This window comes from Verrucomicrobiota bacterium (genome assembly GCA_038744685.1).
Lineage (GTDB): Bacteria > Verrucomicrobiota > Verrucomicrobiia > Opitutales > Puniceicoccaceae > Puniceicoccus.
Map to the genome: position 1 here is coordinate 65,967 of JBCDMB010000006.1, position 22,954 is coordinate 88,920.

Annotated in this window: 20 protein-coding genes and 1 pseudogene; 12 read left to right on the forward strand and 9 right to left on the reverse strand. The window is 52.1% G+C overall.

What is annotated here, in order from left to right; all coding sequences use genetic code 11:
* Positions 1 to 51: 51 nt before the first annotated feature.
* Positions 52 to 1,128: a Gfo/Idh/MocA family oxidoreductase gene (locus tag AAGJ81_05600; protein MEM0965604.1), complete on the reverse strand. Its 1,077-nt coding sequence runs from the start codon at positions 1,126 to 1,128 to the stop codon at positions 52 to 54.
* Positions 1,129 to 1,297: 169 nt separating this feature from the next.
* On the opposite strand from AAGJ81_05600, the gene AAGJ81_05605 reads away from it, so the two are divergent.
* From AAGJ81_05605 to AAGJ81_05640, 8 genes are all read left to right on the forward strand, one after another.
* Positions 1,298 to 2,539, forward strand: coding sequence for an NAD(P)/FAD-dependent oxidoreductase (locus AAGJ81_05605; protein MEM0965605.1), 1,242 nt, complete (start codon positions 1,298 to 1,300; stop codon positions 2,537 to 2,539).
* The gene (locus AAGJ81_05610; GenBank protein ID MEM0965606.1) at positions 2,529 to 3,407 is read left to right on the forward strand and encodes a DUF72 domain-containing protein; all 879 of its coding nucleotides are present in this window, start codon (positions 2,529 to 2,531) and stop codon (positions 3,405 to 3,407) included. Before AAGJ81_05605 ends, AAGJ81_05610 begins: the two co-directional genes overlap by 11 nt.
* A gap of 304 nt (positions 3,408 to 3,711) precedes the next feature.
* A complete protein-coding gene (gene argC, locus AAGJ81_05615; GenBank protein ID MEM0965607.1) occupies positions 3,712 to 4,722 on the forward strand; it encodes an N-acetyl-gamma-glutamyl-phosphate reductase in 1,011 nt (336 codons plus the stop codon).
* A 9-nt stretch (positions 4,723 to 4,731) separates the two neighbouring features.
* The gene (gene argJ / locus AAGJ81_05620; protein ID MEM0965608.1) at positions 4,732 to 5,952 is read left to right on the forward strand and encodes a bifunctional glutamate N-acetyltransferase/amino-acid acetyltransferase ArgJ; all 1,221 of its coding nucleotides are present in this window, start codon (positions 4,732 to 4,734) and stop codon (positions 5,950 to 5,952) included.
* Positions 5,952 to 6,836: an acetylglutamate kinase gene (argB, locus tag AAGJ81_05625; GenBank protein ID MEM0965609.1), complete on the forward strand. Its 885-nt coding sequence runs from the start codon at positions 5,952 to 5,954 to the stop codon at positions 6,834 to 6,836. Before argJ ends, argB begins: the two co-directional genes overlap by 1 nt.
* Positions 6,836 to 8,029: an aspartate aminotransferase family protein gene (locus tag AAGJ81_05630; GenBank protein MEM0965610.1), complete on the forward strand. Its 1,194-nt coding sequence runs from the start codon at positions 6,836 to 6,838 to the stop codon at positions 8,027 to 8,029. The genes argB and AAGJ81_05630 overlap by 1 nt, the downstream gene beginning before the upstream one ends.
* A gap of 143 nt (positions 8,030 to 8,172) precedes the next feature.
* Positions 8,173 to 9,012: a DUF6159 family protein gene (locus tag AAGJ81_05635; GenBank protein ID MEM0965611.1), complete on the forward strand. Its 840-nt coding sequence runs from the start codon at positions 8,173 to 8,175 to the stop codon at positions 9,010 to 9,012.
* Positions 9,013 to 9,041: 29 nt separating this feature from the next.
* The gene (locus AAGJ81_05640; protein ID MEM0965612.1) at positions 9,042 to 10,391 is read left to right on the forward strand and encodes a hypothetical protein; all 1,350 of its coding nucleotides are present in this window, start codon (positions 9,042 to 9,044) and stop codon (positions 10,389 to 10,391) included.
* A 23-nt stretch (positions 10,392 to 10,414) separates the two neighbouring features.
* Here the strand turns inward: AAGJ81_05640 and AAGJ81_05645 are convergent, their stop codons facing one another.
* Positions 10,415 to 11,827 carry a UDPGP type 1 family protein gene (locus AAGJ81_05645; protein MEM0965613.1) on the reverse strand — a complete coding sequence of 471 codons (1,413 nt, stop codon included), beginning with the start codon at positions 11,825 to 11,827 and terminating at the stop codon, positions 10,415 to 10,417.
* A 129-nt stretch (positions 11,828 to 11,956) separates the two neighbouring features.
* On the opposite strand from AAGJ81_05645, the gene AAGJ81_05650 reads away from it, so the two are divergent.
* Both AAGJ81_05650 and AAGJ81_05655 read left to right on the forward strand, forming a co-directional pair.
* Positions 11,957 to 12,376: a hypothetical protein gene (locus tag AAGJ81_05650; GenBank protein MEM0965614.1), complete on the forward strand. Its 420-nt coding sequence runs from the start codon at positions 11,957 to 11,959 to the stop codon at positions 12,374 to 12,376.
* On the forward strand, positions 12,373 to 12,849 hold the full coding sequence (locus tag AAGJ81_05655) for a hypothetical protein (GenBank protein MEM0965615.1): 477 nt from the start codon (positions 12,373 to 12,375) through the stop codon (positions 12,847 to 12,849). Before AAGJ81_05650 ends, AAGJ81_05655 begins: the two co-directional genes overlap by 4 nt.
* A gap of 49 nt (positions 12,850 to 12,898) precedes the next feature.
* On the opposite strand, the gene AAGJ81_05660 is transcribed toward AAGJ81_05655, so the two are convergent.
* The 6 genes from AAGJ81_05660 to AAGJ81_05685 all read right to left on the reverse strand — a co-directional run bounded on the left by AAGJ81_05660 (position 12,899) and on the right by AAGJ81_05685 (position 18,306).
* On the reverse strand, positions 12,899 to 13,177 hold the full coding sequence (locus AAGJ81_05660; protein ID MEM0965616.1) for a septum formation initiator family protein: 279 nt from the start codon (positions 13,175 to 13,177) through the stop codon (positions 12,899 to 12,901).
* A 155-nt stretch (positions 13,178 to 13,332) separates the two neighbouring features.
* Positions 13,333 to 14,301 carry a hypothetical protein gene (locus AAGJ81_05665; protein MEM0965617.1) on the reverse strand — a complete coding sequence of 323 codons (969 nt, stop codon included), beginning with the start codon at positions 14,299 to 14,301 and terminating at the stop codon, positions 13,333 to 13,335.
* A 28-nt stretch (positions 14,302 to 14,329) separates the two neighbouring features.
* Positions 14,330 to 15,151 carry an inositol monophosphatase gene (locus tag AAGJ81_05670; protein ID MEM0965618.1) on the reverse strand — a complete coding sequence of 274 codons (822 nt, stop codon included), beginning with the start codon at positions 15,149 to 15,151 and terminating at the stop codon, positions 14,330 to 14,332.
* Positions 15,151 to 16,410 carry an aminotransferase class III-fold pyridoxal phosphate-dependent enzyme gene (locus AAGJ81_05675; GenBank protein ID MEM0965619.1) on the reverse strand — a complete coding sequence of 420 codons (1,260 nt, stop codon included), beginning with the start codon at positions 16,408 to 16,410 and terminating at the stop codon, positions 15,151 to 15,153. The genes AAGJ81_05670 and AAGJ81_05675 overlap by 1 nt, the downstream gene beginning before the upstream one ends.
* A gap of 61 nt (positions 16,411 to 16,471) precedes the next feature.
* Positions 16,472 to 17,236: an RNA pseudouridine synthase gene (locus tag AAGJ81_05680; GenBank protein ID MEM0965620.1), complete on the reverse strand. Its 765-nt coding sequence runs from the start codon at positions 17,234 to 17,236 to the stop codon at positions 16,472 to 16,474.
* Positions 17,233 to 18,306: a hypothetical protein gene (locus AAGJ81_05685; protein MEM0965621.1), complete on the reverse strand. Its 1,074-nt coding sequence runs from the start codon at positions 18,304 to 18,306 to the stop codon at positions 17,233 to 17,235. The genes AAGJ81_05680 and AAGJ81_05685 overlap by 4 nt, the downstream gene beginning before the upstream one ends.
* A 215-nt stretch (positions 18,307 to 18,521) precedes the next feature.
* Here AAGJ81_05685 and AAGJ81_05690 point away from each other — a divergent pair, with 215 nt between their 5' ends.
* The gene (locus AAGJ81_05690) at positions 18,522 to 19,478 is read left to right on the forward strand and encodes an ABC transporter permease (protein MEM0965622.1); all 957 of its coding nucleotides are present in this window, start codon (positions 18,522 to 18,524) and stop codon (positions 19,476 to 19,478) included.
* Between the two features lie 530 nt (positions 19,479 to 20,008).
* Positions 20,009 to 20,674 (forward strand): annotated as a pseudogene (locus AAGJ81_05695) (ABC transporter permease).
* Between the two features lie 276 nt (positions 20,675 to 20,950).
* On the opposite strand, the gene AAGJ81_05700 reads toward AAGJ81_05695, so the two are convergent.
* The gene (locus AAGJ81_05700) at positions 20,951 to 22,444 is read right to left on the reverse strand and encodes an ATP-dependent Clp protease proteolytic subunit (GenBank protein ID MEM0965623.1); all 1,494 of its coding nucleotides are present in this window, start codon (positions 22,442 to 22,444) and stop codon (positions 20,951 to 20,953) included.
* Positions 22,445 to 22,954 lie beyond the last annotated feature (510 nt).

Sequence of the window (22,954 nt, forward strand, 5' to 3'; positions counted from 1 at the left end):
ACTGATTGCGCCACGGTTTTCTTCGCATTTCGTTGGCACTTCGGCTGATCATTATCGCCGAGCTTCGTCTGCCAAAGCCTGAGCCTCTAGCGAAAGTCTCGCTGCCTGAAATGCGTGGTGCTGGGTCATCGCCTTTTCCGTTCGATTGAGGCAATCCAGGATCATCTCTCCAAAAAAGGGAAAACCGACTTTTCCTCCGACGTCGAGCACTTGCTCTCCCGATCCATCGACCAAAAAAATGAGGTCGCCCTGATCGCCTCGACCAAGGTCGAAATACTTTCGTATCTCCATCACGCCTTTTGTTCCTGTGATGAAGGTTCGCCCATCACCCCACCCTCTCATTCCATCGGGGGTATACCAGTTCACCCGTGAGAAGCACTGTACACCATTCGCCAAAATCAGCGAAGCCTGGCCAACGTCCTCGAATTCAGGTCGATCCGGATGGCTGCGATTGTCCACCACGGCATGGACAACCTCCCCTTCGTCGCAACGCGCATAATGAAGAAACTGGTCGAACTGGTGAGAGGCGATATCCGTCAAAATTCCTCCGTAGCGGGTCTTTTCAAAGAACCACACCGGCCGATTGTCCTTGCTCAGTCGGTGGGGACCAAAAATTTCCATGTGAACGATATCCCCAATCGCTCCTCCCTGAATCAACTCATCGGCGTACCAAGCGGATTCCACGTGAAGGCGCTCTGAATAGTAGACGAGGTACTTTTGACCTGTCTGCTCGACAGTTGCGCGTGCCGACTCCAACTGGTCAATAGAGGCAAACGGGCACTTATCGACAAAATAGTCTTTTCCAGCCTTCATCACCTCGATTCCAATCCGAGCCCGCTCCGACGGGATTGCAGCAGAGGCCACCATACTCACATCGCTTTGAAGAACCTCCTCAAAAGTCCTCGCTATCCGTACCTCTGGAAACTTTTCCTTGAGTGAACGCAGCCGTGTCTCGTCAGTATCATAAATCAGAGAGAGCTTGGCGCCGGCTTCCAGCAATCCATTGATTTGCCCGTAAAGGTGGCCGTGGTCAAAGAATGCCGCAGCAAACGGAAACTCTTCGCCATCGACCACTTTCTTCGTCTTGCGCGCTTCCGGCGCGTAAACCATACCGTCCTTTTTCTGCATGAGATGCTATACTCTGTAGGCTGCTACGCTTTTCTAAATCAATTGTTATGAGGCTTGGGCAACATCGCTGCGCACCTTTCAAACCTTGGATTAAGATTCTTCCGTTGCAAGGGGTATTCGAACCCCGATCAAAGTTGCACAACTCCAACCGTCGAGCACCCTCTGCTCTATGAACAAGCCCGTTCTCGTTGTAGGTGCCGGAATGGCAGGACTCTCCTGTGCTGTGCATTTGCAACGTGCTGGCATTCCCTCGCGGGTTTTCGAGGCGAGTGACGACGTTGGCGGGCGGGTTCGGACCGACTGCGTAAACGGCTTTCTTCTTGATCGCGGGTTTCAGGTCTACCTCGATGCCTATCCGGAAACCGGCAAGCTGCTCGATCTTGAGTCTCTTGATCTGCGTGGCTTCGCGCCGGGTGCCTTGGTTTACAAAGAAGGCAATCTCTATCGCCTGATGGACGTCTTCCGCCGCCCTAATTCAGCTATTGCTAGTCTTCGAGCTCCCATTGGGTCGTTCGCCGACAAACTTCGCGTAGGCCGAATGCGGTCCCGTCTCCTAAGAAGCTCACTGGCGGAAATCGCCTCACGACCCGACCAATCCACTGAAGATTACCTAGCCTCCAAGGGTTTCTCCGGACAAATGATCGATAGTTTTTTTCGGTCGTTCTACGGAGGAATTTTTCTCGAGCGTGAGCTTCGCACATCGAGTCGAATGTTCGAGTTTACCTTCAAAATGTTTGGACAAGGAAGCGCGACTATTCCTGCCCGCGGGATGGGGCAGATCCCCAAGCAACTTGCATCACAACTTCCAGGAGGAACCGTTTCGCTGAACACCTCTGTTGCGGAAGTAAGCGAACGTCGGGTCACTCTGGAAACAGGAGAACAAATAGATGCTTCAGTTGTGGTGCTTGCGACCGATTCCAGTCAGATCGGGAAACTTCTCCCGATCAGTATCCATCCCGAACCTCGATGGCGTTCAGTGACAAACGTGTATTTTTCGGCGAAGCAATCTCCAACCAGAGAGGCGATCATCTGCCTGAACGGCAGTGGCGAAGGCCGGGTGAATAACGTATGTACACTCACTGACGCAGCCCAGGACTACAGTCCGGATGGTCGGGCCCTACTATCCGTATCTGTTCTAGGGCTACCGAAAGAAGAGAACCTTCCTGAAAGGATTCAAGAAGAGCTCGTCGGGTGGTTTGGAACAGCGGTGAATGATTGGACTCATCTCCGCACGGATGTTATTCCAAGAGCCCTACCGGAGCAGCTACCCGGAGTTGAGCGAAACGGATTTCAGGTGGAACGGGGAGTCTACGTCTGCGGCGACCACACATTGAGCGCTTCGATCGAAGGTGCTGTCATCTCCGGTAAACTCGTCGCTGAGGAGATCGCAAAAAATGACCATGGCAAATAAACTCCCCTACGCAATTGGTTGTCCGGCATGGAGCATCCCGGAATGGAGAGGGAAATTCCTACCCCAATCGACTCCCCAGAGTAAGCTTCTTCGTGAGTACTCAAGAGTTTTCAACACGGTAGAAGGAAACTCGTTTTTTTATGCATTACCTCAAGAGGAAATTGTCCAACGCTGGGCGGATGAGAGTGCCGAGGGCTTTGAGTTTTGCATGAAAGTTCCTCGTGACCTGTCTCACACGAATCGACTCTCAGCATCCGGCCCTATTTTTGAGTCCCTCATCAGGAGACTCGATATTCTACGGGAAGCCATCCGACTCGGAACCACCTTCCTACAGCTCCATGCGAGCTTTGGTCCATCACGCTTGGAGGAGTTGGGAGAATTCCTCGATGGATGGCCTGACCGACTACCCATCGCCGTCGAAGTGAGGAACGAAGCGTTCTTTCAACCCGGTAGAAGCCGCAGTGACCTGTATGCACTTTTGCGGGGGCGCGAATGTGATCGGGTGACTTTCGATAGCCGCGCTCTTTTCAGCGCACCACCTAGCGATCCTGTGGAGGAGAAATCTCAAGAGCGCAAACCACGGTTGCCCGTTGAATGGACCGTCACCGGAAAACGGCCCTTGGTCCGGTTTGTGGGAAGGAACAACATAAACCTTGTGGACCCATGGCAAAGCGAAGTTGCCAGAGTGGTGGCGCATTGGATCCGCGAGGGAAGAAGGCCCTACGTGTTTATGCACACTCCAGACGACACCTTCGCACCCCAACTCTGTAGACGATTTCACTGCCTCCTTCAGGAGTGGATTCCCGATTTGCCCGACCTCCAGTTTCCCCAAGTGGAGTCGCAGCTCGGGCTCTTTGATCTTTTATAACGAAAAAGTACGAGGAGATATGAATCTACAATGGGCAAGAATGTAGCGTCGGTCGTGAGACCGATGACTCAGAGTCAAAACGGGTTCAAGGTGTAAGACTGTCATCCGCCTTACGGCGAGATGCTACAAATATCCCCTTGTACATGTTGGAGCGATTCGCCAGTCAGAAAGATCCTGTTTCTACTTCACCGCTCAGTCCAATCAGACCTGTCCCGACCCCAATCTCAGAAACAGCCACAAGATTTCAGGGTTGGTTTATCCCTATCTTCAGTGGTAAGTCTCTTTGATGCTACGAGTCGGTATAGTGGGAGCATCCGGATACTCCGGAGAAGTTCTGGTGGAGCTGTTGGCCAGCCATCCTGGGGTGGAGTTGGCTGCAGTCACCTCCCGAAGCCTTGGCGGCACTCAAGTTTCTACGGTTTTTCCCAAACTGGCCCACCGGTTGGGCGACCTTGCTTTTTCAGAATCCAACGCAGATGAGCTTGCCAAACGCGAGGATCTGGAGGTGGTCTTTTTAGCGCTTCCTCACGGGGTCGCTGCCGGCTATGCCCGACCGCTTTTCGAAGCTGGAAAGGCAATTTTTGATCTCAGTGCAGATTTCCGACTTGGATCCACCGCCCTTTACGAGGAGTTCTACGGCGCACCCCATCCGGACCCCGACCTGTTGAAGGCTGCAGCATACGTCATTCCTGAGTTTCCCCTTTTTGACTGGAAGAAGAGCAATCTCGTGGCGTGTCCCGGTTGCTATCCGACATCGGTTCTTGTCCCCCTTCTGCCGCTTCTCTCGGCCGGGCTAGTTGAGACCGAAGGGATCGTTGCTTGTAGCATGAGCGGCGTTAGCGGAGCGGGAAAGAAAGCTAACGAAGATTTTAGTTACTGTGAGAGAAACGAGAGTGCACGCCCTTACGGACAGCCCAAACATCGGCACCTTTCCGAGATTGAGGAACAGCTGGGAATAGCTGCCAACGACGAGGTGATTCTTCAATTTCTCCCCCATCTGATTCCGATGCGAAGGGGTATCATCACTACCATTTCTTTACCTTACGATGGTATAAGCACCGACGCTGTTGTCGCGGAGTGGAATCGGGTTTATGGCGACAAACCGTTTGTTCGCGTTTTAGACGGTGATTCGCTGCCTGAATCAAAGTATGTGGTCGGCACCAACCGGATTGATATAGCGGCGCGAATGGACGTGCGCACCCAACGTCTGCTGCTTACCTCATCTGAGGATAATTTGCTAAAAGGAGCGAGTGGGCAGGCCGTTCAATTGATGAACCTGAAATTCGGTCTGGATGAAACCGCTGGACTTCCCTAACCACACCCGATGAACCTTTCCGTCAAAGAACAGAGCCCGGGGATCACGGACGTTCCGGGATTTTCAGCATCGGGCGTTGCCTGCGATATCCGCGGAACGGGTGACGACCGGCTTGATCTTGGCCTTATCCTAAGTGAGAAACCATGCACAGGTGCTGGAGTCTTCACACTCAACGATGTTGTCGCAGCGCCGGTGGACTTCTGCAAGTCCCTGCTCTCTCCAACCCACGTCTTTCATGGAATTGTTGCCAACAGTGGAAATGCGAATGCCTGCACGGGGGAACAGGGTGAAAAAGACTGTGCGGAAATGGCCACCATCGCCCGCCAGGCACTCAGCCTTCCGCCGAATAGTGTTTTCGTAGCCTCGACCGGGAGAATTGGCCGAGAGCTCCCCATGGAAAAAGTCCGGGGTGGAATTCGCGAATCCGCACTCCGAGTGACCCGCGACTCTGCTGGCGGCCATGACTTTGCCAACTCAATTCTGACATCAGACACCCGGTCCAAAACGGTAACCGTCCGCATCGAGGAGGGTTCGAAGCGGTATACGGTTTCCGGAGTGGGAAAAGGAGCCGGCATGATTGAGCCAAATATGGCGACCATGCTCGCGTTTCTCGCAACAGATTTCGTCGTACCCCAGGCAACCCTTCAAGCAACGCTGACCCGAGCCGTGCACGGTTCTTTCAACCGCATTTCAGTGGACGGAGATATGAGCACCAACGATACGGTTCTCCTCCTCGCGAACGGTGCGTCCGGCACGCGTGTTGACGACAATGCCGATCTACTCGATGCGTTCCATCGTGCAGTGGGGGAAGTTTGTAACCGGCTTGCGCGGATGATCGTGGGTGATGGAGAGAGAATCAATCACGTGGTTACACTTTCCGTGACCGGAGCTCCCTCTGATGAAGAGGCCGAGAAAGTCGCTCGGTGTGTCGGCAATTCTCTCCTGGTGAAAACTTCATGGTTTGGAAATGACCCGAACTGGGGACGCATCGTCGACGCCGCAGGTTACGCACGTGTCGGTATTGACTACAACAAAGTAGATATGGACTACGGTCCGGTGCCCGTTATGAGAAGAGGCGCTCCGCAAACGGAGAACCTACCTCTCTGGAAAAAGGAGGTCGAACAAAGAGAGTTTACGGTCAATCTGAACCTGAATCTCGGCAAGGGGTCCTTCCAACTGCTCACAACGGACCTTTCAGAAGGGTACGTAGACTTCAACAAGAGTGAGTAATGGATCTTAGTCACATCGACGTCACATCGAAGGCGGCGGTGCTCATCGAAGCACTTCCGTACATTCAGCGTTTCAACGGTTCGGTCTTTGTCGTAAAATACGGCGGCGGCTTCATGGACGACCCCGACCCCAAGGTCCGTGCAAAAGTAGCTACCGACCTTTGCTTTCTTGCAGCCGTCGGAATCCACGTCGTAGTTGTTCACGGTGGGGGCAAAGCAATTACCCGCGCGATGGATGCCTCTGGGCTGGAAGCAAGATTTGAAAAAGGGCTTCGGGTTACCGATTCGGAGACCGTCGAGATTGTCCGCAAGACTCTTGACGAAGAAGTGAACCTCGAAATTTGCGAGATCATCCAGAGAAAGCTGGGTCGTCCGCTATCGATTCCTGGGAAGAAAGTGCTTCGAACCGAGAGGCTTGCCTTCTCTCCCTCTGGTGAGCCAATCGATATTGGATATGTAGGAGAGGTTCAGGAGGTGAAAACCCGTCCCATTCGGAAGGCGATCGCAGATGGTTACATGCCGATCATTTCCCCGGTTGGCGCTGATAAGACTGGACAGGCTTACAACACCAACGCAGATGTAGCCGCTTCAAGGGTTGCCTCTGCTCTTAGAGCGCGTCGCCTAGTCTATCTCTGCGATGTGCCAGGACTAATGAAGGACCCACAAGACCCGGAAACCCTGATATCAAGCCTAACTGCGACGAGCGCGAACGATCTGAAGGAGAAAGGCGTCATTGCGCATGGAATGATACCGAAAGTGGACAGTGCCGTTCATGCGCTGAAGAACGGCGTTCATCGCGTTCACTTTGTTGATGGAAGAATGCCACATTCACTTTTGCTCGAGGTCTTTACTGACGAAGGGATTGGAACCGAGATTGTTCACTGATGGATCCGCGAACCGAAGAACAGTACCAGCAGTTCCTGATTCGAAACTATGGAGCTCCACCTATCTCTCTGGTCAGCGGATCGGGTAGCCGGGTGACTGATGACGAGGGACGAACTTACCTGGACTTTACTACCGGTATAGCCGTCAATGCTCTTGGGCACTCACACCCCGACTGGGTGAAGGCTGTTCAGGAGCAGGCCACCCGTCTCACACACTGCAGCAACCTTTTCGCGAACCCACTTCAAGCGGAGCTTGCTGAACGTTTGAATCAAAACACACCCGCAGGAAAGGTTCTTTTCTGCAACAGTGGTGCCGAAGCCAATGAAGCACTGATTAAGCTCGCCCGGCTTCATGGTCGGAAAATTTCGGGTCGAGAGGGAAAGCGTTTTACTGTGTTAACGGCGGAAAATGCCTTTCACGGAAGGACCTTCGGGGGTATGGCAGCAACGCCTCAAGAGAAAATCCAAAGTGGATTCCGCCCAATGCTGAAAGGGTTTCGCCACGCCAAACTCAATGATATTGACTCTTTTAAAAAGGCAGTGGACCGCTCCGTTTGTGCGGTTCTTGTAGAGACTATTCAGGGAGAAGGGGGTATCTACCCAGCAGATGAGCAGTTCCTTCGTGATCTCCGGGAACTGTGCACCGAACGCGGAGTCATGCTTATGGTGGACGAAGTGCAGTGCGGAATCGGCCGTTCCGGTAAGTTCTTCGCCTACCACTATTCCGGGATCGAGCCGGACGCGATAGGAATGGCGAAAGGACTCGGAGGTGGTTTTCCCATCGGTGCGATTTGGACCGCAAACGCGTTCTCCGATCTATTCACACCCGGCTCTCATGGGACCACCTTCGGCGGAACTCCGCTGGCCTGCTCGGCAGCGTTAGCGGTCTTAAACGTTCTCGAGAGAGACAACCTCATCGAACAAGTCGCTCGGCAGGGAACACACCTCATGGAAGCCCTCCTCAATCTACAGAAGAAATTCCCTGAGCGGATTCGGGAAATTCGTGGCAAAGGATATTTGGTAGGGATCGCACTCAACGAAGATCACCTGCCCATCGTCGCCCGGCTACGCGACGAGGGACTCCTTACCGCTCCAGCGGGAGGGCAGACCGTCCGATTCATACCACCTCTCACGGCTTCGATGGAGGAGCTGGATGAGGCCGTAGGAATATTCGAGCGGGTGTTGAAGGATTAACGTTCCCTCAATCGCACCCCTTGTAGCGAAGCGACGGCAGTCGTTTCGAGTAACCGCACGACCCAAGGGCACTTGAAGAGAAATCGCTACTGCAGTTTTTCTACATTCTTGATTCCGCCCCCTACCCTCTTTACCACGTTTTCATGTTTGCGACACTTTCCCGCAGTTGGCAGTTCGCCAAGATCAGCTATCGGACTCTTTTTGAGAACAAGCAGCTCCTTGCTTTTCCGGCTATTTCTACCGTCGCCTCGATTCTGGTCTTCGCCAGTTTTCTCCTACCGCTTTGGCAGACCGGCCAGCTGGATGCATGGTTTGACGACGTCGAAGCGGGAACTTCGCAGCAGGATTACGGAATGTATGTGACCGCATTTCTTTTCTATTTCTGCAACTACTTCGTGATTATTTTCTTCAATACAGCCTTGGTGGCTTCAGTGATGAATATTTTTGAAGGAGGACAGGGGAAAGTAGGATTCGGTCTCTCCTTTGCCGCAAAGCGACTTCACTCCATTTTTGGATGGGCTTTGGTTTCCGCAGTGATCGGCACTATTCTCAGAGTCATCGAAAGGAACCAAAAGGCAGGAGCCTTCATTGCTGCAATCATCGGCTCAGCTTGGACCGCACTCTCCTATTTCGTTATTCCCGTTATCGCTTCGCAAGGTCTCGGACCGATTGGCGCCTTCAAGGAATCGGTGCGCACCCTGAAGTCGACGTGGGGAACCGCACTTGCCGGAAATTTCTCCATGGGGGGTATTGGATTTTTGATTTCCCTTCCCGTAATTCTATTGATTGTCGCCCTGTTCATAATCAACCAACCGGCTCTTGCTCTCGGTTTGGGCATACCTCTCCTCATTCTAGTTGCAGTCATCACCGCTACAGCGGACTACATTTTCAAAGCCTACCTTTTTACCTATGCGACTGGAAAGGCACTGCCGGACAATATCGATACTTCAATGATGGGCGAAGCGTTCCGGCAGACGAGGTAACAACCCACCATCCGTGAGTTGATCGAATAATGAAGAAATACTTCGCCGTTTTCGCCACACTCTCATCATCCTTACCGCTTTTTGGAGATATTTCGGACGCTTTTGGAAAGTGGATGACCAACGCTGATCGAATTCGGACGATCAACGAATCAGCATTCAATGAAATACCTGCCGGATTTTTTGAGCAGATAGAAGAGGAACCGGTCTTTCTTGAGATACGCGACGGATTCCTCTCAACGAGCACCAAGGCAAGAACTATCCGGGAGACATATCAGGTTCATGACGGTAGTAAGGCTAATGTTTTCGATCTCAATTATGTTGAGGAGAACGGCGAAGTTGGAGAGCGCGGCACTACGATTGAAATCCAGTCAAATAATGAAATTCTACTCAAAAACGAAGGAGTTCCTACCCTAGTCTTCTATCGGATTTTTCCTACTTCGCCTAGCCCCAGAGCAGAGCTTCTTAGTTCCTTCGAAACAAAGAACTTTCGACTAACCATGTTAAGCGACATGGGATACGCAAAAACAGTTGCAGCAATATCATGGATGAAACCTGATCGAAGAGCTATGGTTGTCTACGATCTCGATGACGGGTTTCCTGTGATGCTTGCAGTCGATGGAACGATTCTTTTCTACAACGTAGTCGGCGGCAATATCCTACAGATTCGGGCTGACCCAGAAGCCAAAGCGATTCGTTTAGAAGACATCGCCCGATTCCAAATTGGAATGCGTGGAGACTTTCCAGATTCAGATTCTAGAAATATTTTCGAGTTTGATTTAGGAGCTGTATTCAAAGCATATACTGCATCTAGCAGCAACGATTTGTTCTTCATCAAAGAAAACCAATCCTATCAGTTTCTTTCAGAAGAAGCCTTTGCGACTCTCAAGGTATCAGACTTGGGCGTTCCCGAACTCTTTTTCTTAAGAGTTCAACCCCAAGGTCTACCGTTTTTTTTCAGTATCAAGAATGTTGAAATGTCTACTGTTCTACCGAGTTGGCACAAACCGCTGAACATTAATCTATTCTCATCCCGACTAGAGGTAATTCCCGTTCGGCAGAAATGGAGACTCTCAGAAAATGATCGAAAAGTTCAAAGACTAATCCAGGGAGGTGCCATGTGGGTCATCAGAAGATCTCTGATCGACCCGGCTCTTGAAAACGGCCTCAAGACGAACAGCCCGATTCGTCTGGATTTTGAGCAGATGAGAGAGAATGACGAAGCGATGAGAGAGAAATGGCTGGAGGCTGTTCAAGAACAGGGACTTCTCTGGAACCAAGTCCTCGGATCAAGCGACCCTGACAATCCGGCGAAGGCAATTGATTCAGCACCATCAACCCCCTCGGAAGAGCCTACCGGCGCCAAACCCGAGGAACAATAGTTTGATGTGCCCTGCAGAATGTTCTAGAAGACCTCGTTTGGCCCGGGAATTGAAAGACCCTGATTTTGGGGATTTTCCCGGAATGATTCCCGGTCAAATCCTCTGGCCGGAGTGATTTCGAAAACACGATCAGGCACACCTTCCCCATCTACCGGGACAGAAACTCCCACATCGTTCAGCCATCGTGCATACTGACGCAACAAATCCCTGCGGCATGATTCCGGAGAGTCGACGCCTTCAGCATTCTTTACCGGGCTAAAATCCTCGTCGCGGGCAGTTTCGATCACGATCGGGTTCTTCGCCTCGGGAAGGGCATCAAATACAAACATCTCAAACTTTACCCCGTTTGGCTCTTCCGGCTTTCGGGTTACACCGTCTTCTCCGGCAACCCCTATTTTTTTGTCTGCGCGATGCGGAGGCAACCCACCCTCGCCAGAGCCCATTCGGTCGACGAACTCTCTCGATAGCATATGAATGGCAATGCTCCCCGCCAAAAACCGAAGCTGCCCATTCTCCATTTTCTGGCGTGCCATTTCCATGGGTAGGTCACTGTATTCCACCACCGCGAGCTTCCCGTTCAGCAAAGTAAAATTACCCACTTTCTCTTCCGCATAGGCTTTCGGAATCATCTTGCTCGACATCTCCGAACCTGTCTTGACGTGAAAACCGATAAAAGCGGGGTCGATCGCTCTCACCAACGGATTATCGACTTGAAAGTAGCTTATGATGTCGATCCCCCGCTTTTTCATCTCAGCCGTGGCACCGCTGCGGACCAAAGCCCTCAACGACCCTCCATGCCCGTCCGGGCTCAGGGCAAGCGAACCAGGGGACTCCAGCAAAAGCTTTCCGTCGTAATCAACCGCAGGCATCATCCCTTGTGAAAAGAAGATCACATCTGTTTCGGGAAGACCAAAGAAGCTGTTTTCTGCGAAAAACGATACCGTCGCCTCATGATTGATCCGGCTCGTCATAATGAACCACGGTATACTCACATCGAAACTAGAGCTGGCTGCACGGATTTTCTCTGCAAACACTTGGAAGAGTGTCGCTCCTCGCACAGGGGTTACCGGAAAAGTTCCCTTGGGTCCATCATAGCCAAGACGGGTTCCTTGCCCACCAGCTACGGTAAACGCGGCAACCCGTCCTGCCCGAAGAGCATTCTCGCCCAAAGAGCGGGCCTCGGCCCATTCTGAAGCACTCCCTCCCGCCTCGGGAAGTGCGATGAAGGGCGCCGGCTCGAGCTGTGTAAAGTCAGTGGACGCCTCCCCATCCCCGAGAACGAGAGTATCAACCAATCGTTGAATTTCATCGAGGTCGACTGCCTCTAGCTGCGAAACAAGACCCTCCTTTTGCTCTTCGCTCAAACCATCCCAAAAACGGAACACTTGCCCCTGGCCAGCCCGCTCAAATTCTTCCTTCAGTGTCTGATGATCCATCGCGCGAGAGTATTCCTCCCTGCAACACAGTTTTCGAGGAGAAACTTGGCATTACATCAACAAGCCTCACTTTCAGGTTTGCGCCTTCTCTTGACCGAATTCAGCCTTCTATCCTCCCGGGACAGCATCATGTCTGACGAAGAGAACCATCTACAACTGCTCTCCATCTTCCACTACATCCTTGGAGGTATTGGATGTGTGACTTCTTTTTTCCCGATCATACACCTGATTATCGGAATTGCATTGGCCGTCTCGCCCACGACTTTCGAAGGAGGAGATGAAGTCCCGACCATGATCGGATTAGCCTTCGCTTTGATCGCGGGATTATTCATCGTCGTTGGACTTGCCGGATCCATTTGTGTGATCCTCACTGGACGGTTTATCGCTCAAAGGAAGCATTACACGTTTTGTATCGTGATCGCCGCTATTGAGTGCCTTTTCATGCCCTTTGGAACGATTCTTGGGGTCTTTACCCTCGTCGTTCTCATGAAAGACTCGGTCAAACAGAGATTCGAAAACCACCCGACACCTCCAGAAGCTTCATCATGAAATCCTTTCTCTTTACCCTCTCAGGTCTCCTCATCGCCTTAGCTCACGTAGCCCACTCCGACACCCTTCATTTCCGGGAGCAAGGCTACTCGATTGATGCCCTTATCGGCGTCTCGACCGACGAGACTTTTCAATCGATGTCGATGTTTTTGCCCGTAACCGATGGATTTGCTCCCAACGTCAACGTGCAGATCCAGAGTTTCGTCGGAGACGTTGATGACTACGAACGCATCTCTCTGAAACAGATCAAACAAATGGGGATGTCTCTCCGGCAGGAAGTGAACAAGAGCGGAGACGAATTGGTGTTCTTCTACGAAGGGACCGCGAATGGCCGCGACCTTCGATTCTACAGCAAAGCCATTCGAAAAAACGGTAGTTACTATCTGGCGACAGCAACTGCCCTGCAATCCCAGTGGCCGATCGTGGGCAAACGCTTGATGGATAGCGTTGGTAGCTTTTCACTCGACGACTGAATGCCGCCCAGCGGCGCTTTTCCCCTAGTGAGTATCTGGGTTTTGCCGCCTACTCCTCTTCGAAACGGAAGATCACTTCCCCCTCGCGCACATAGCCAAGCCTCTCCCGAACGACTGCCTCGAGGAATACCGGATCATTCATAAGTTTACGGTAATACTTTCGCTGGCGCTCATACTCCGCCCTCTCGGTTTCAATTCTCTCTCGCAATTGGATCTCCCGCTCACGAAACTGACTATACTCCTTAAAACTCTGGCGCCCCACTACTGCGAAAATCACGAGTAACGTGAGGATCGAAGCGAGCAGAATCCATCGGACTACCTTTTCCACAAACCTCAAACTTTAGCTGAGAAAGCGCTCGGTTGAAAAGCCTGAAAACGGCGGAAGCAGAGAAGACTGGAGCCCATTTCTCATTAACCTTAAGCAGCATAGTTCAACCGTCGGTGAAGCGGACTCAAAAACACTCTATTGAACAGGAAACGGCTCTAGGACTCCACCGGACTCCGAAAAAGGAGGCGCACCGCTCCAAAGTTTGGAACGATCTCCAAACTAGAAAGGAGGAACAATCGATCGCCGTCCTGCCGGACCTCAATTTCTCTCGGATGCTGTACTCCTAGAATATCGGCGTGATCTCCGTAGACGACCTCCAGCTCCTCACCACCTTCGGATTCGAATTCGTGACGGAGTATTCGAAGATCCTGCTGGCTCAGATCAACTAATTCCTCCTTACCCCCTTCCCTTCGGAGAAAGATAATCCGAATGTAATCCTCCGACGTCCCATCGACATCCTCAACCGAAACAATCCTCCCTTCCTGGTTGAGAAGAATAGATATCAGCGGGCTATGAACCGAATCGAACACGTCCAAAACAAGCTGATCAATCTGATCCAAAGCCATTCGAGAACGGACGCCATTGGGTCCCCGTTCAAACTTCCAGAATCCGATACCGTCGAAACCAATTCCTATCTGGCCTGATTCATCCTCACGGCCAACCCGGACTAGATTCGGAGCCATATTGAGAATTTCGATAGAACCCTCTAGATCGTCCGTAGCGAATTGGCCAACGCGCCTCAACGAATTGAGAGCCGTCAAATTCACCCTTCCTCCACGCTCATTCATCAGTGCGTCCCGCAAAGCACTTTCACGTTGGAGTTGAGCCGCAGAATACCCGTTGCGATTTCGAGTTGGGTGGACAACATCCTCGACTCTCTCTTTCTCAACCATTTTAGCCCCATCATTCTCCGTCAAATCACGCTGCCCAAAAACGACCAAAAACAGCGCAACTAAAAGACAAACTCCCACGAAAACTATTCGCGACAAGGGATGGAGAATCTTAAAGAGTCGCTCAGCTCGCGAAACCGGCACCTCGGTTTCCTCATCAGGTGTCTCCGAATACTCGGCAAAAGTCTTCTCCCGCAAGACCAACGGGGGCTTGTCGTTTCTCTTTATGTTCATTCCAGCCGTCGCAAAAAGCTTACCATATTCACTCCTGCAAAGAAGAATTTTCGCTGCTACTCAAAAGGGCCTCAATCTCTTCGCAAAAGTCGTTTGAGCCGGCGACAAAGGGAGTCGAGCGGGCTTTCAAATCGAACAGTTGCAGTGGAAACGCAGGATCCCGAAGAAAACGATAGGGAACATCAAACTCACGAAAGAACGCCACAAAGGCAGCGATATCCCAGACTTTAACCTTAAAGTCCACCGCACCCTTGAGATGACCCAGGGCGACGTATACCCCTTCCATCGTGCTCGACCCAAGGGACCTCACTCGCTCGCGGTTCAAGACGGAGAGCAACTTTTCCAATATTCCTTTCGAGAGGGGAAACTGAATTCCGATCGGAGTCTGCTCTCCCAGATCCGCCACCCGCCTTTCCACTTGCTGGTCGCCGACAAAGATGCCTCGCCCGGCACCACCATGAATGAGTTGTCGTCCTGCAAAGTCGTAGACCCATCCGTAAACAGGCATACCATTTTCCAACAATGCCAAAGAAATGGCGCAGTTCGGCATTCCGATCGCAAAATTGTTCGTTCCATCCACTGGATCAAGAATCCAGCAAAAACGACTGACCAGGGGTTTGGGGGAGTCGAGATCCAACTCCTCGCTACAACAATCATCTTCTGAGAATTCACGTGCGATCCCACTCATGATCGAGTCCGAAATGATCCGGTCGGTTTCCGTGACCCGGCTTGCATCACTTTTCCATTCGCTCTCAACGGCACCAAAAGAATTGTGAAAGGGGAGAATCTGGGAACGCATCAAGTCGAGGCCAACGGTGATCCTCCTGTCGATTTCTGAGCCCTGGGGCATTATCCGGGAATCACGACCGGGTGAGATTCCACCATTTCCTCAAGACATTCCGACGCAATGGAAATCGCTTCGTCTACCGATTCATCATCATGGGCTGCACTCAGAAACCAATTGTGGTGGGGATGAAAAAACGCGCCCTTACGAACCGCCCGGGTGCAAAAATCCTGAATCTTTCTCAAATCTCGATCGTCTTCAAAAAATGGATACGGTGCGGCCCTTGGACCCGTGCACCGAAGCGAATAGCCAAACCGGCTGGCTGCATCGCTCAACCCCCGGCAGAGTCGATCCCCTACTCTCTCGATTTTCTCTGGTATATCGTCCCGCTCAATCACCATCAAGCAGGTCCTAGCAGCCGCCATAGCATCTGCATTATTCCAGTAACTTCCGGTGAGAAAGACCTTAGCTGCGGCCGATTTCAACGAGTCCCGACCGACCGCGGCCGAAATCGGAAAGCCGTTGCCCAAAGCCTTGCAGTAGCAGGCGATGTCCGGCTGAAAGCCGAATCGCTGATGCGAGCCACCGGTATGCAAGCGAAAGCCCGTCCGAATATCATCCAGAACCAAGACCACTCCCTGTCGATTACATTCCTTCTGCACTTCCAAAAGAAATCCATCTTCCGGCATTTCGGAGGGAGCGAACGAAGGGTGGTGGTAGGGAGTAACGAAGATTGCGGCAACTTGGCCTGAGAACGCATTCAGCATTCCGCGAAAGGATCCCAAGTCGTTCCACGTAAAACGGTGTATGTGTTGCCGGTCTTCTTCAATAATTCCACCGAAGCCGGGAGCGCACCATGCGTCGACCCCATGGTAAGCACCTTTAAGCATCAGGATCTTCTTGCGACCAGTTGCCTCACGAGCCACCTGAAGCGCCCAAGTCGTCACGTCGGAGCCATTCTTTCCAAAAACCGCCCAATCGGCGAAGTCCACCCGGTCTACGAGAAGCTCTGCAAGCTCCACAAACCCTCGGGACGGTTGGTTATACAAATTTCCTTTGCTCTTGGCTTCGGAGGCCGCTTCTTCTACCTCTGGATGGTGATAGCCAAGGACAATCGGTCCAAATCCGCACATGAAATCCAGGTAGACATTGCCGTCTACATCGGTGAACCGACAACCCTCAGCAGATTCAGCAAAGTAGGGAAAGACTCCCGGCAAACCGGCAGCGGGGCTAGTGTGCCCATACACGCCACCTGGCACCACCCGCACAGCCCGTTCAAAAAGAGAACGGGATTCGGCGAGACGACTATCGGAAAAAGCTGACATTCTTGGCCTATTACAGAAAAGTTATCTTCACGGTTTATCAGGAAGTCAATTTTCCGGCACTTTACGCTTTTACCGACTGCAAGTCACGGATTCGAGCGGTCCCCGGGAAGCAGTCTACGAACTCCTGTGGAATCGCGGATCCCACCTTCATGACCCGGCCACCTTCTTTCCACTGCAAACGAGAGGCGTGCAGAAAAAGCCGGGAACCCCGACTCTTCTGCCGAAATAACCGATTTGCCCTAAAATCACCATATTGACGATCACCCAGAATCGGCAGTCGATGGGCAGCGGCTTGGACCCGGAGTTGATGGGTCCGACCCGTCCTCGGCTGAAGCTGGAGCAAAGTCAACGGAAGAGCATTTCGCGAGAATGTGATCTCACGACCTCTCGTTTCAGCGGCTATCCCACTTGCTCCAACCTCAACCCTGATCTTGCCACTCACCCGCTTCTTTACCAACCGATCCGTCCAGGAAAACTCCCTGTCGCGGGGTCGTCCGACGACGATTGCCCAATAGTCCTTTTTCACGCGACCTTCCTCCCAAGCGCGACGAAACCAATTCGCCTTTTCGCCGGTCGCTAACGTCAACAGCCCCGAAGTCGGACCATCCAGGCGATGACAAAGCCGCAGCGAAAGTTCCGACGTGACGGTAAATTCCTCTTTGTCGGGTTGATAGGGAAGACAGAGAACCGATCGCGATCGATCTCCTTCCTCATTGGGATGAGACAATACCCCTTCCGGCTTCTCAACCACAACCCAATCGACGCCCGACGAGGCCACCCTGACTCCACGGCACCAGGGAAGCGCCCTCCACTCTGACGGAATCATCGGTAGTTGAACGTGATCTCCATTCTCGTGCGCTCACCCAAGGTGCGCACCATGTTCTCAGTCCAGATTCCGTAGGGTGCCCTCGCGTATATCGAATCAAGCGTAATCAGTGTACCAAGCTCGCCCGCAGTCGTCTCCACGATGCGGGCCTCATCAATAGACCCGTAACGATCGATGTAAAACTCCACCTTTACCGACGAAAAAGTAGAGTTCGCGCCCACGGAAACTTCTCGAATCAATCGATGCCATTCCGCCTGAATCGCTTCCAATGCTCGCTGGGTATAATCCCCAAAATCCGTGAGCCTCGAGTTGACCGCCAACTCACCACGGCGAGCTGCCCGCGCTTCCGAGCGGTTCAACGGGGCAAGCAAGACCTCCGCTCCCACTTTCTTTCGCGGCAACGGACGAGCTGCAGGATTATTGAGCGAAGGCGATTGCTGCTCATTTGCCGAGTCCAAAGGTCCGTCATCGAGCACGATGGAACCCGGCCGACGGTCGGGTTCATCCACCCTGTTTTGCTCCCCCTCTTCTTGAGTGGGTATTCGGGTGCCTTCTCCTTCTTCGACCGGTTTTACCCAATCCGGTGTTTCACGTTCGGCACGGGGAGCGAGATCTCCAAGAGTTCCTCCACCCGCTTCGACTGGGGGCTGCTCTGTAGCAGCCTCACTGTAGACCCCCGGCTGAAACTGTTCTCTCGTATCCCCTCTTTCGAGGAAAGTCTGGGATAGATCATCGGAATCCCGAGAAGGGAAGTCCGACTCCGAATCCGCAACGGGTTCTGGCTCTGCGGCCTGCTGATCACGGGCCCCAAAGTTAACCGTTTCATCCGGAGGGTTCGAGGGAACGTTCGGATTGGGCTCCACGAAACGCTCGTTGAATGGCTGTACATAGACCTCAATCTGTCGGTTTTGATTTTCTTCCGCCTTGCGGACCGAACTATCAGAAAAAGCAGAGTCGAGCTGCCAAGCACCCGTCCAATTGACTGCCACTGATATCCCAATTGCCAGTAGCCACACTGCAAGACGACCAGACCAAGTGGTCTTCCGAACCTCTCCAAACCAATTTGTCATCCTTAAACCCCAACCACGCTAGGTCGGCTTATCCTCAAACTCAACAAGGTTCCTGGACTCTCCAAAAGCACTATGCTGCGACCTTTTACTCCCTGTCGGTGCCTTGGTAGGTGATACCCGGGTGCCAAACAAAGCTTCCCGCCTATCAAGTTTCGTTCAACACCTACTACATTTTTTCCTAGCGGTTCTCCCGCCCAACGGACACCTTACCACCTGTGCTACGATATTTCCTGAAACGATTGTTGATTTCGATTCCGGTCCTTTTCGCAGTAGCGACCATCACTTTCTTCCTTGTTCGAGCTGCACCAGGGGATCCGTTTTCCGACGAGAAAAAAATCCCCGAAACGAGTCGCGAAGAAATCGTAGCCTTCTACGGACTCGATAAACCCATCTACAAACAGTATTTTCAATTCCTTGGAAATATCGCGCGGCTTGACCCCGGATACTCCTACTCGCACTCCGGTTACACGGTACTTGAGATCGTCTCCCACCACTTCCCCATAACGCTCGCCTACGCTTTACCCGGATTTCTCCTCGCGCTGCTTCTTGGCATTCCTCTCGGATCGATCGCGGCACTTCATCATGGTAAAGCGGGCGATGGTCTTGCCTCCAGTCTCGCAATGATAGGAATCTGCTTACCGACTTTTGTCATTGGTCCCCTGCTCGCACTCTTTTTTGGAGGAATTCTAGGTATCCTACCCTCGGTCGGATGGGTTTCAGCCGCTCAGTTTGGAGGGACGTTTCTACCCTGGACCTATCTAGTTCTGCCTACATTGACTCTTGCCATTCTCTACGCCGCTTTCATCACTCGGCTCTCAAGGTCAGGCTTAATTGAAACCCTGCAAAGCGATTTCATTCGTACTGCGCGAGCAAAAGGTCTTTCTTCCCGCCGAATTCTCTGGAGACATGCGCTTCCGGTGAGCGTGCTTCCCGTGGTCAATTTTCTCGGGCCTGCCCTTGCGGGAATTCTGACCGGGTCTTTCATAATAGAAACAATCTTCAATATCCCCGGCCTCGGCCAGTTTTTCGTAGAGGCGGCTATTGATCGCGACTACCCTCTTCTCCTCGGCTTGGTGGTGTTTTACGCGGCCCTAATCCTCGTCTTCAATCTCTTGGTCGATCTGGCTCAAGGAGCCTTAAATCCAAGAATCCGGGAAGGTATCGGAAAGTGAACACTCCAGCCGATTTTTCCGCTTCCGCCACGTCAGGACTCTTTCGCAAGCTGATTCATCGACCCATTGCCGCTGGGTCTCTCGCGGTATTCTTATTGATCACAATCGCCTGTTGGATTCTCCCGGTCCTTTGGATTTACGACGCAAACGAGACTCGATTGTCACTCGGTGCCAGCGCCCCATTTGCAAAGATTTTTTCGCTACAACCGACTGGCGAAAACACCGTACCGAGGTTGATCGACGAAACGAGGGCCCAACATTTGATCCGTGGCGGAGCTCTCCAGTTAGGAGGGAAAAGTCAGCTTGCTCTCGAGCCTGGAAACCAAATTGCGTGGGTTTCCATCCCTCCGGTCGTCAAAACGGAGAAGGGTGCCAGTGTTCGACCCGTCTGGTTAGCACCTCAAGACATAGAGGTCTATCTCCAGCACCTGGAGAATGGCCTTCCCGATGGATTCAATTCATTGCCCGGACCTCTGGAAGATTACGTTGAGGAATTTATCATCGAACCCTCAGGTCTCACCTTCCCTTTTGGAACCGACCCGCTGGGTAGGGACCTTTTCTCTCGCAGTCTTGAAGGGGGTCGCATTTCGCTCGCGGTAGGTCTCGTAGCAACAGTGGTCTCTGTCTTGATCGGAGTGTTCTACGGAGGAATTGCCGGATACTTTGGAGGTTGGATCGATTCGGCAATGATGCGGCTGGTAGATATCCTCTACGCACTTCCGTTTCTCATTTTCGTAATTCTTTTGATGGTCGTCTTTCCGCAGTCCCTTTTACTCCTTTTCCTCGCGATCGGAGCCGTCGAGTGGCTGACTACAGCACGAATTGTTCGAGGAGAGGTGCTGGCCCTGCGGAAGCTTCCGTTTGTCGAGGCAGCGCAATGCCTCGGGCTCAGGCATACAACAATTCTCGGTCGCCATATTCTTCCGAACACCCTTCCACCCGTAATCGTCTACGCCACTCTCACGGTGCCCACGGTAATCCTCCTAGAATCTGTTCTCAGTTTTCTCGGACTTGGAATCCAACCGCCGAATAGCTCCTGGGGGGTTCTTCTCAACGAAGGAGCGGAACGCATGCAAACCTACCCTTGGATGCTTGTCTTTCCTGCGATTCTCTTTGCCCTCACTCTCCTGAGCCTCAATCTCCTTGGAGATCACTTACGGGATATACTCGATCCAAAGTCGAGAAAACGAGGATAGGGTTTCTATCGAATTCTGCACCGCGCCAGAGACCGCACCCGCAGGGATTCTCCTAAAACACTAAAGGGATCTAGTGTGGTGTCAGCGAAGTTCGTTTCTAAACAATTCGCTGTTTCAGCCAAAGAGTCGCTGGAGGGTCCGCGTCTCGCGGACCGTTTGATTTTCTGCATTGCCAAGGATTACGGACACCGAGACGGCGTCCCTCCATGGTTGGGGATGTTAATCTGTAGATTAATTCCCGGACTCCAAACTAGATCGCAGCTAGTTTGCTACGTTCTACTGCCAACGGTAAAAGTTGTGCGGATCGTGCATGAAGTAAAAGTCATAGGGCTGTGGACGAGGCAGGATCACATGATCGGGAACGTCTTGCCTCGCCCTAACCAAGTCCTCGGCACCCGCCTCGCCAGAAAAGAAAAACCAATAAAAGGGCTGCGGGGCGCTATCTGTCGGCTTCTTCAATATGCCTTCCTCACGAACCTCGGTAACGATATGATCCACCCAACTGAGCTCCTGCGCAACATCTGCGAACTCCTCCCAATCCCCGCGTGAATTCTCCTCATACATACGCTCGTAAAATTCCTCGAGCGAAATCCCCATCTTATCGACAACCTGTCCGTGCAGCCGCCGCGCCCACTCTTCAAACACATCCACCTGCTCGTTCTGCTCAGTCAGGTTTCCAAAACTCACTCCAAAAGGCTGATGGTGCAGAAGAATTGCATTCGGGTAGGCGTATGATTGCTCTGCGATAGTCGTGATCACCGCTGCCATACTAGCTGCGAAAGACTTAACGACGACGTGAATCGGAGCATCGGACGACTCGATACTCTTCATGATACGGTAGCCCTCCATCACAGATCCTCCAGGCGAGCTGTTAATCACGATAAAAATCGGAGCTTCTGGGTCCTGGTTGTTGAAGAAGTCGATCCGGCGACTAACGAAATCAGCTGTGCCCGTCATGATGGGGCCATCGAGAGGAATACGACGATCCGAAATTGAAAGGACTCCGTCCTGAAAAGGTTGATCTGGATACTCGGGGGCTACCCCGATTTGGACACGGAGCGATTCCTCTTTCTGACGCCTTTGAAGTTCGGTGTTCAATTCCGAGAGCTCGATGTCCCACTTGATTTTCTCCAGACTCAGGCGCTTGGATTCCAAGTCAATCTCCTGCATGGCCGCTTGGGCTTGAAGTTGTACCCCTTTCAACTCCTCAGCCCGCTTTTGGTTCTCCAGTGCCAATCGCTGCTTTACCAGCTCCAGCTCTGCCATTTCAGACTTAAATTGTTCGGTCTCGAAAGAACGCTCAGCAGACATACGCATTTTCTCTGCTTCTTTTTCAGCCAACTCGTTTTTCAGCTTTTGCTCCGCGAGCTGTAACTTCGCCTGAAGACTTTCCCGCTCCACAGCCAACTCCGCAGTCTCCCTCTCGCTCCTTGCCTTCAATACAGCAAGTTCGTTCTGCAGCCGATTTACCTCGAGCTCCGTCTCCTGTAAGTCGTTCTTCAATCGCTGTTGGCGGAGTTCGTACTCGATCTTGAGGCGTTCAAGTATCGCCCTTTCTTCCTGCAACTCCTGCTTTAGTTTTTCATCGAAAAGCCTGTTCGAGGCAGCGATATCATCGGCGATACTCTCATTCGCATCCTTTGTAGACGGATTCTCAGCAACGTCTTTCCCGGAAGCGATCGGCTCGCTACCTACGGATGCAGACTCCTCACCAAAGAGGGTAGTCAGAGTAAATGCAAAAACTGCGAAAGTGGTTAGATACGGACGCATAGGGCAAGTGATTTGGTGTTGATGATGGTTCTGTCCGATTACAGGACCCTGAGGACCTAAACTTTTATCTCCGACGCACAAATCTTGTCAATCTTAAGGCCCCGGTCGGGACTAGGTTTAGTAACCCTCCGTCCAAAGTGTAGACCAAACCTACAGATACCTCCGGGACTCTCTCGATCCGAAGGCAAGAAAGCGAAATTGAGCATTACTTTCCTGTGGATGGATTAAACTTCGAACTAATCGTTTAGCTCGACACCCTATCCCATAAGATATTTGTTCTTTCCTTAAATGTGTCTGGTTAAAGCACTCGTTTTCGGACTTTTAGTGTTTAAGGCACTGCCAGCTAACGAAACTCGATTGTGGACTTCTGTTGAGGGTTACAGCTTTCGCGGCACACTTATGAAAGTTGAGCCAGACAGAGTACTCATAAAACGAGAGTCTGATGACCAAGAGTTTTGGGTGTATCGCACTCGTCTCTCACCGTCCGACCTTCTCGTAGTTAAAGGTTTT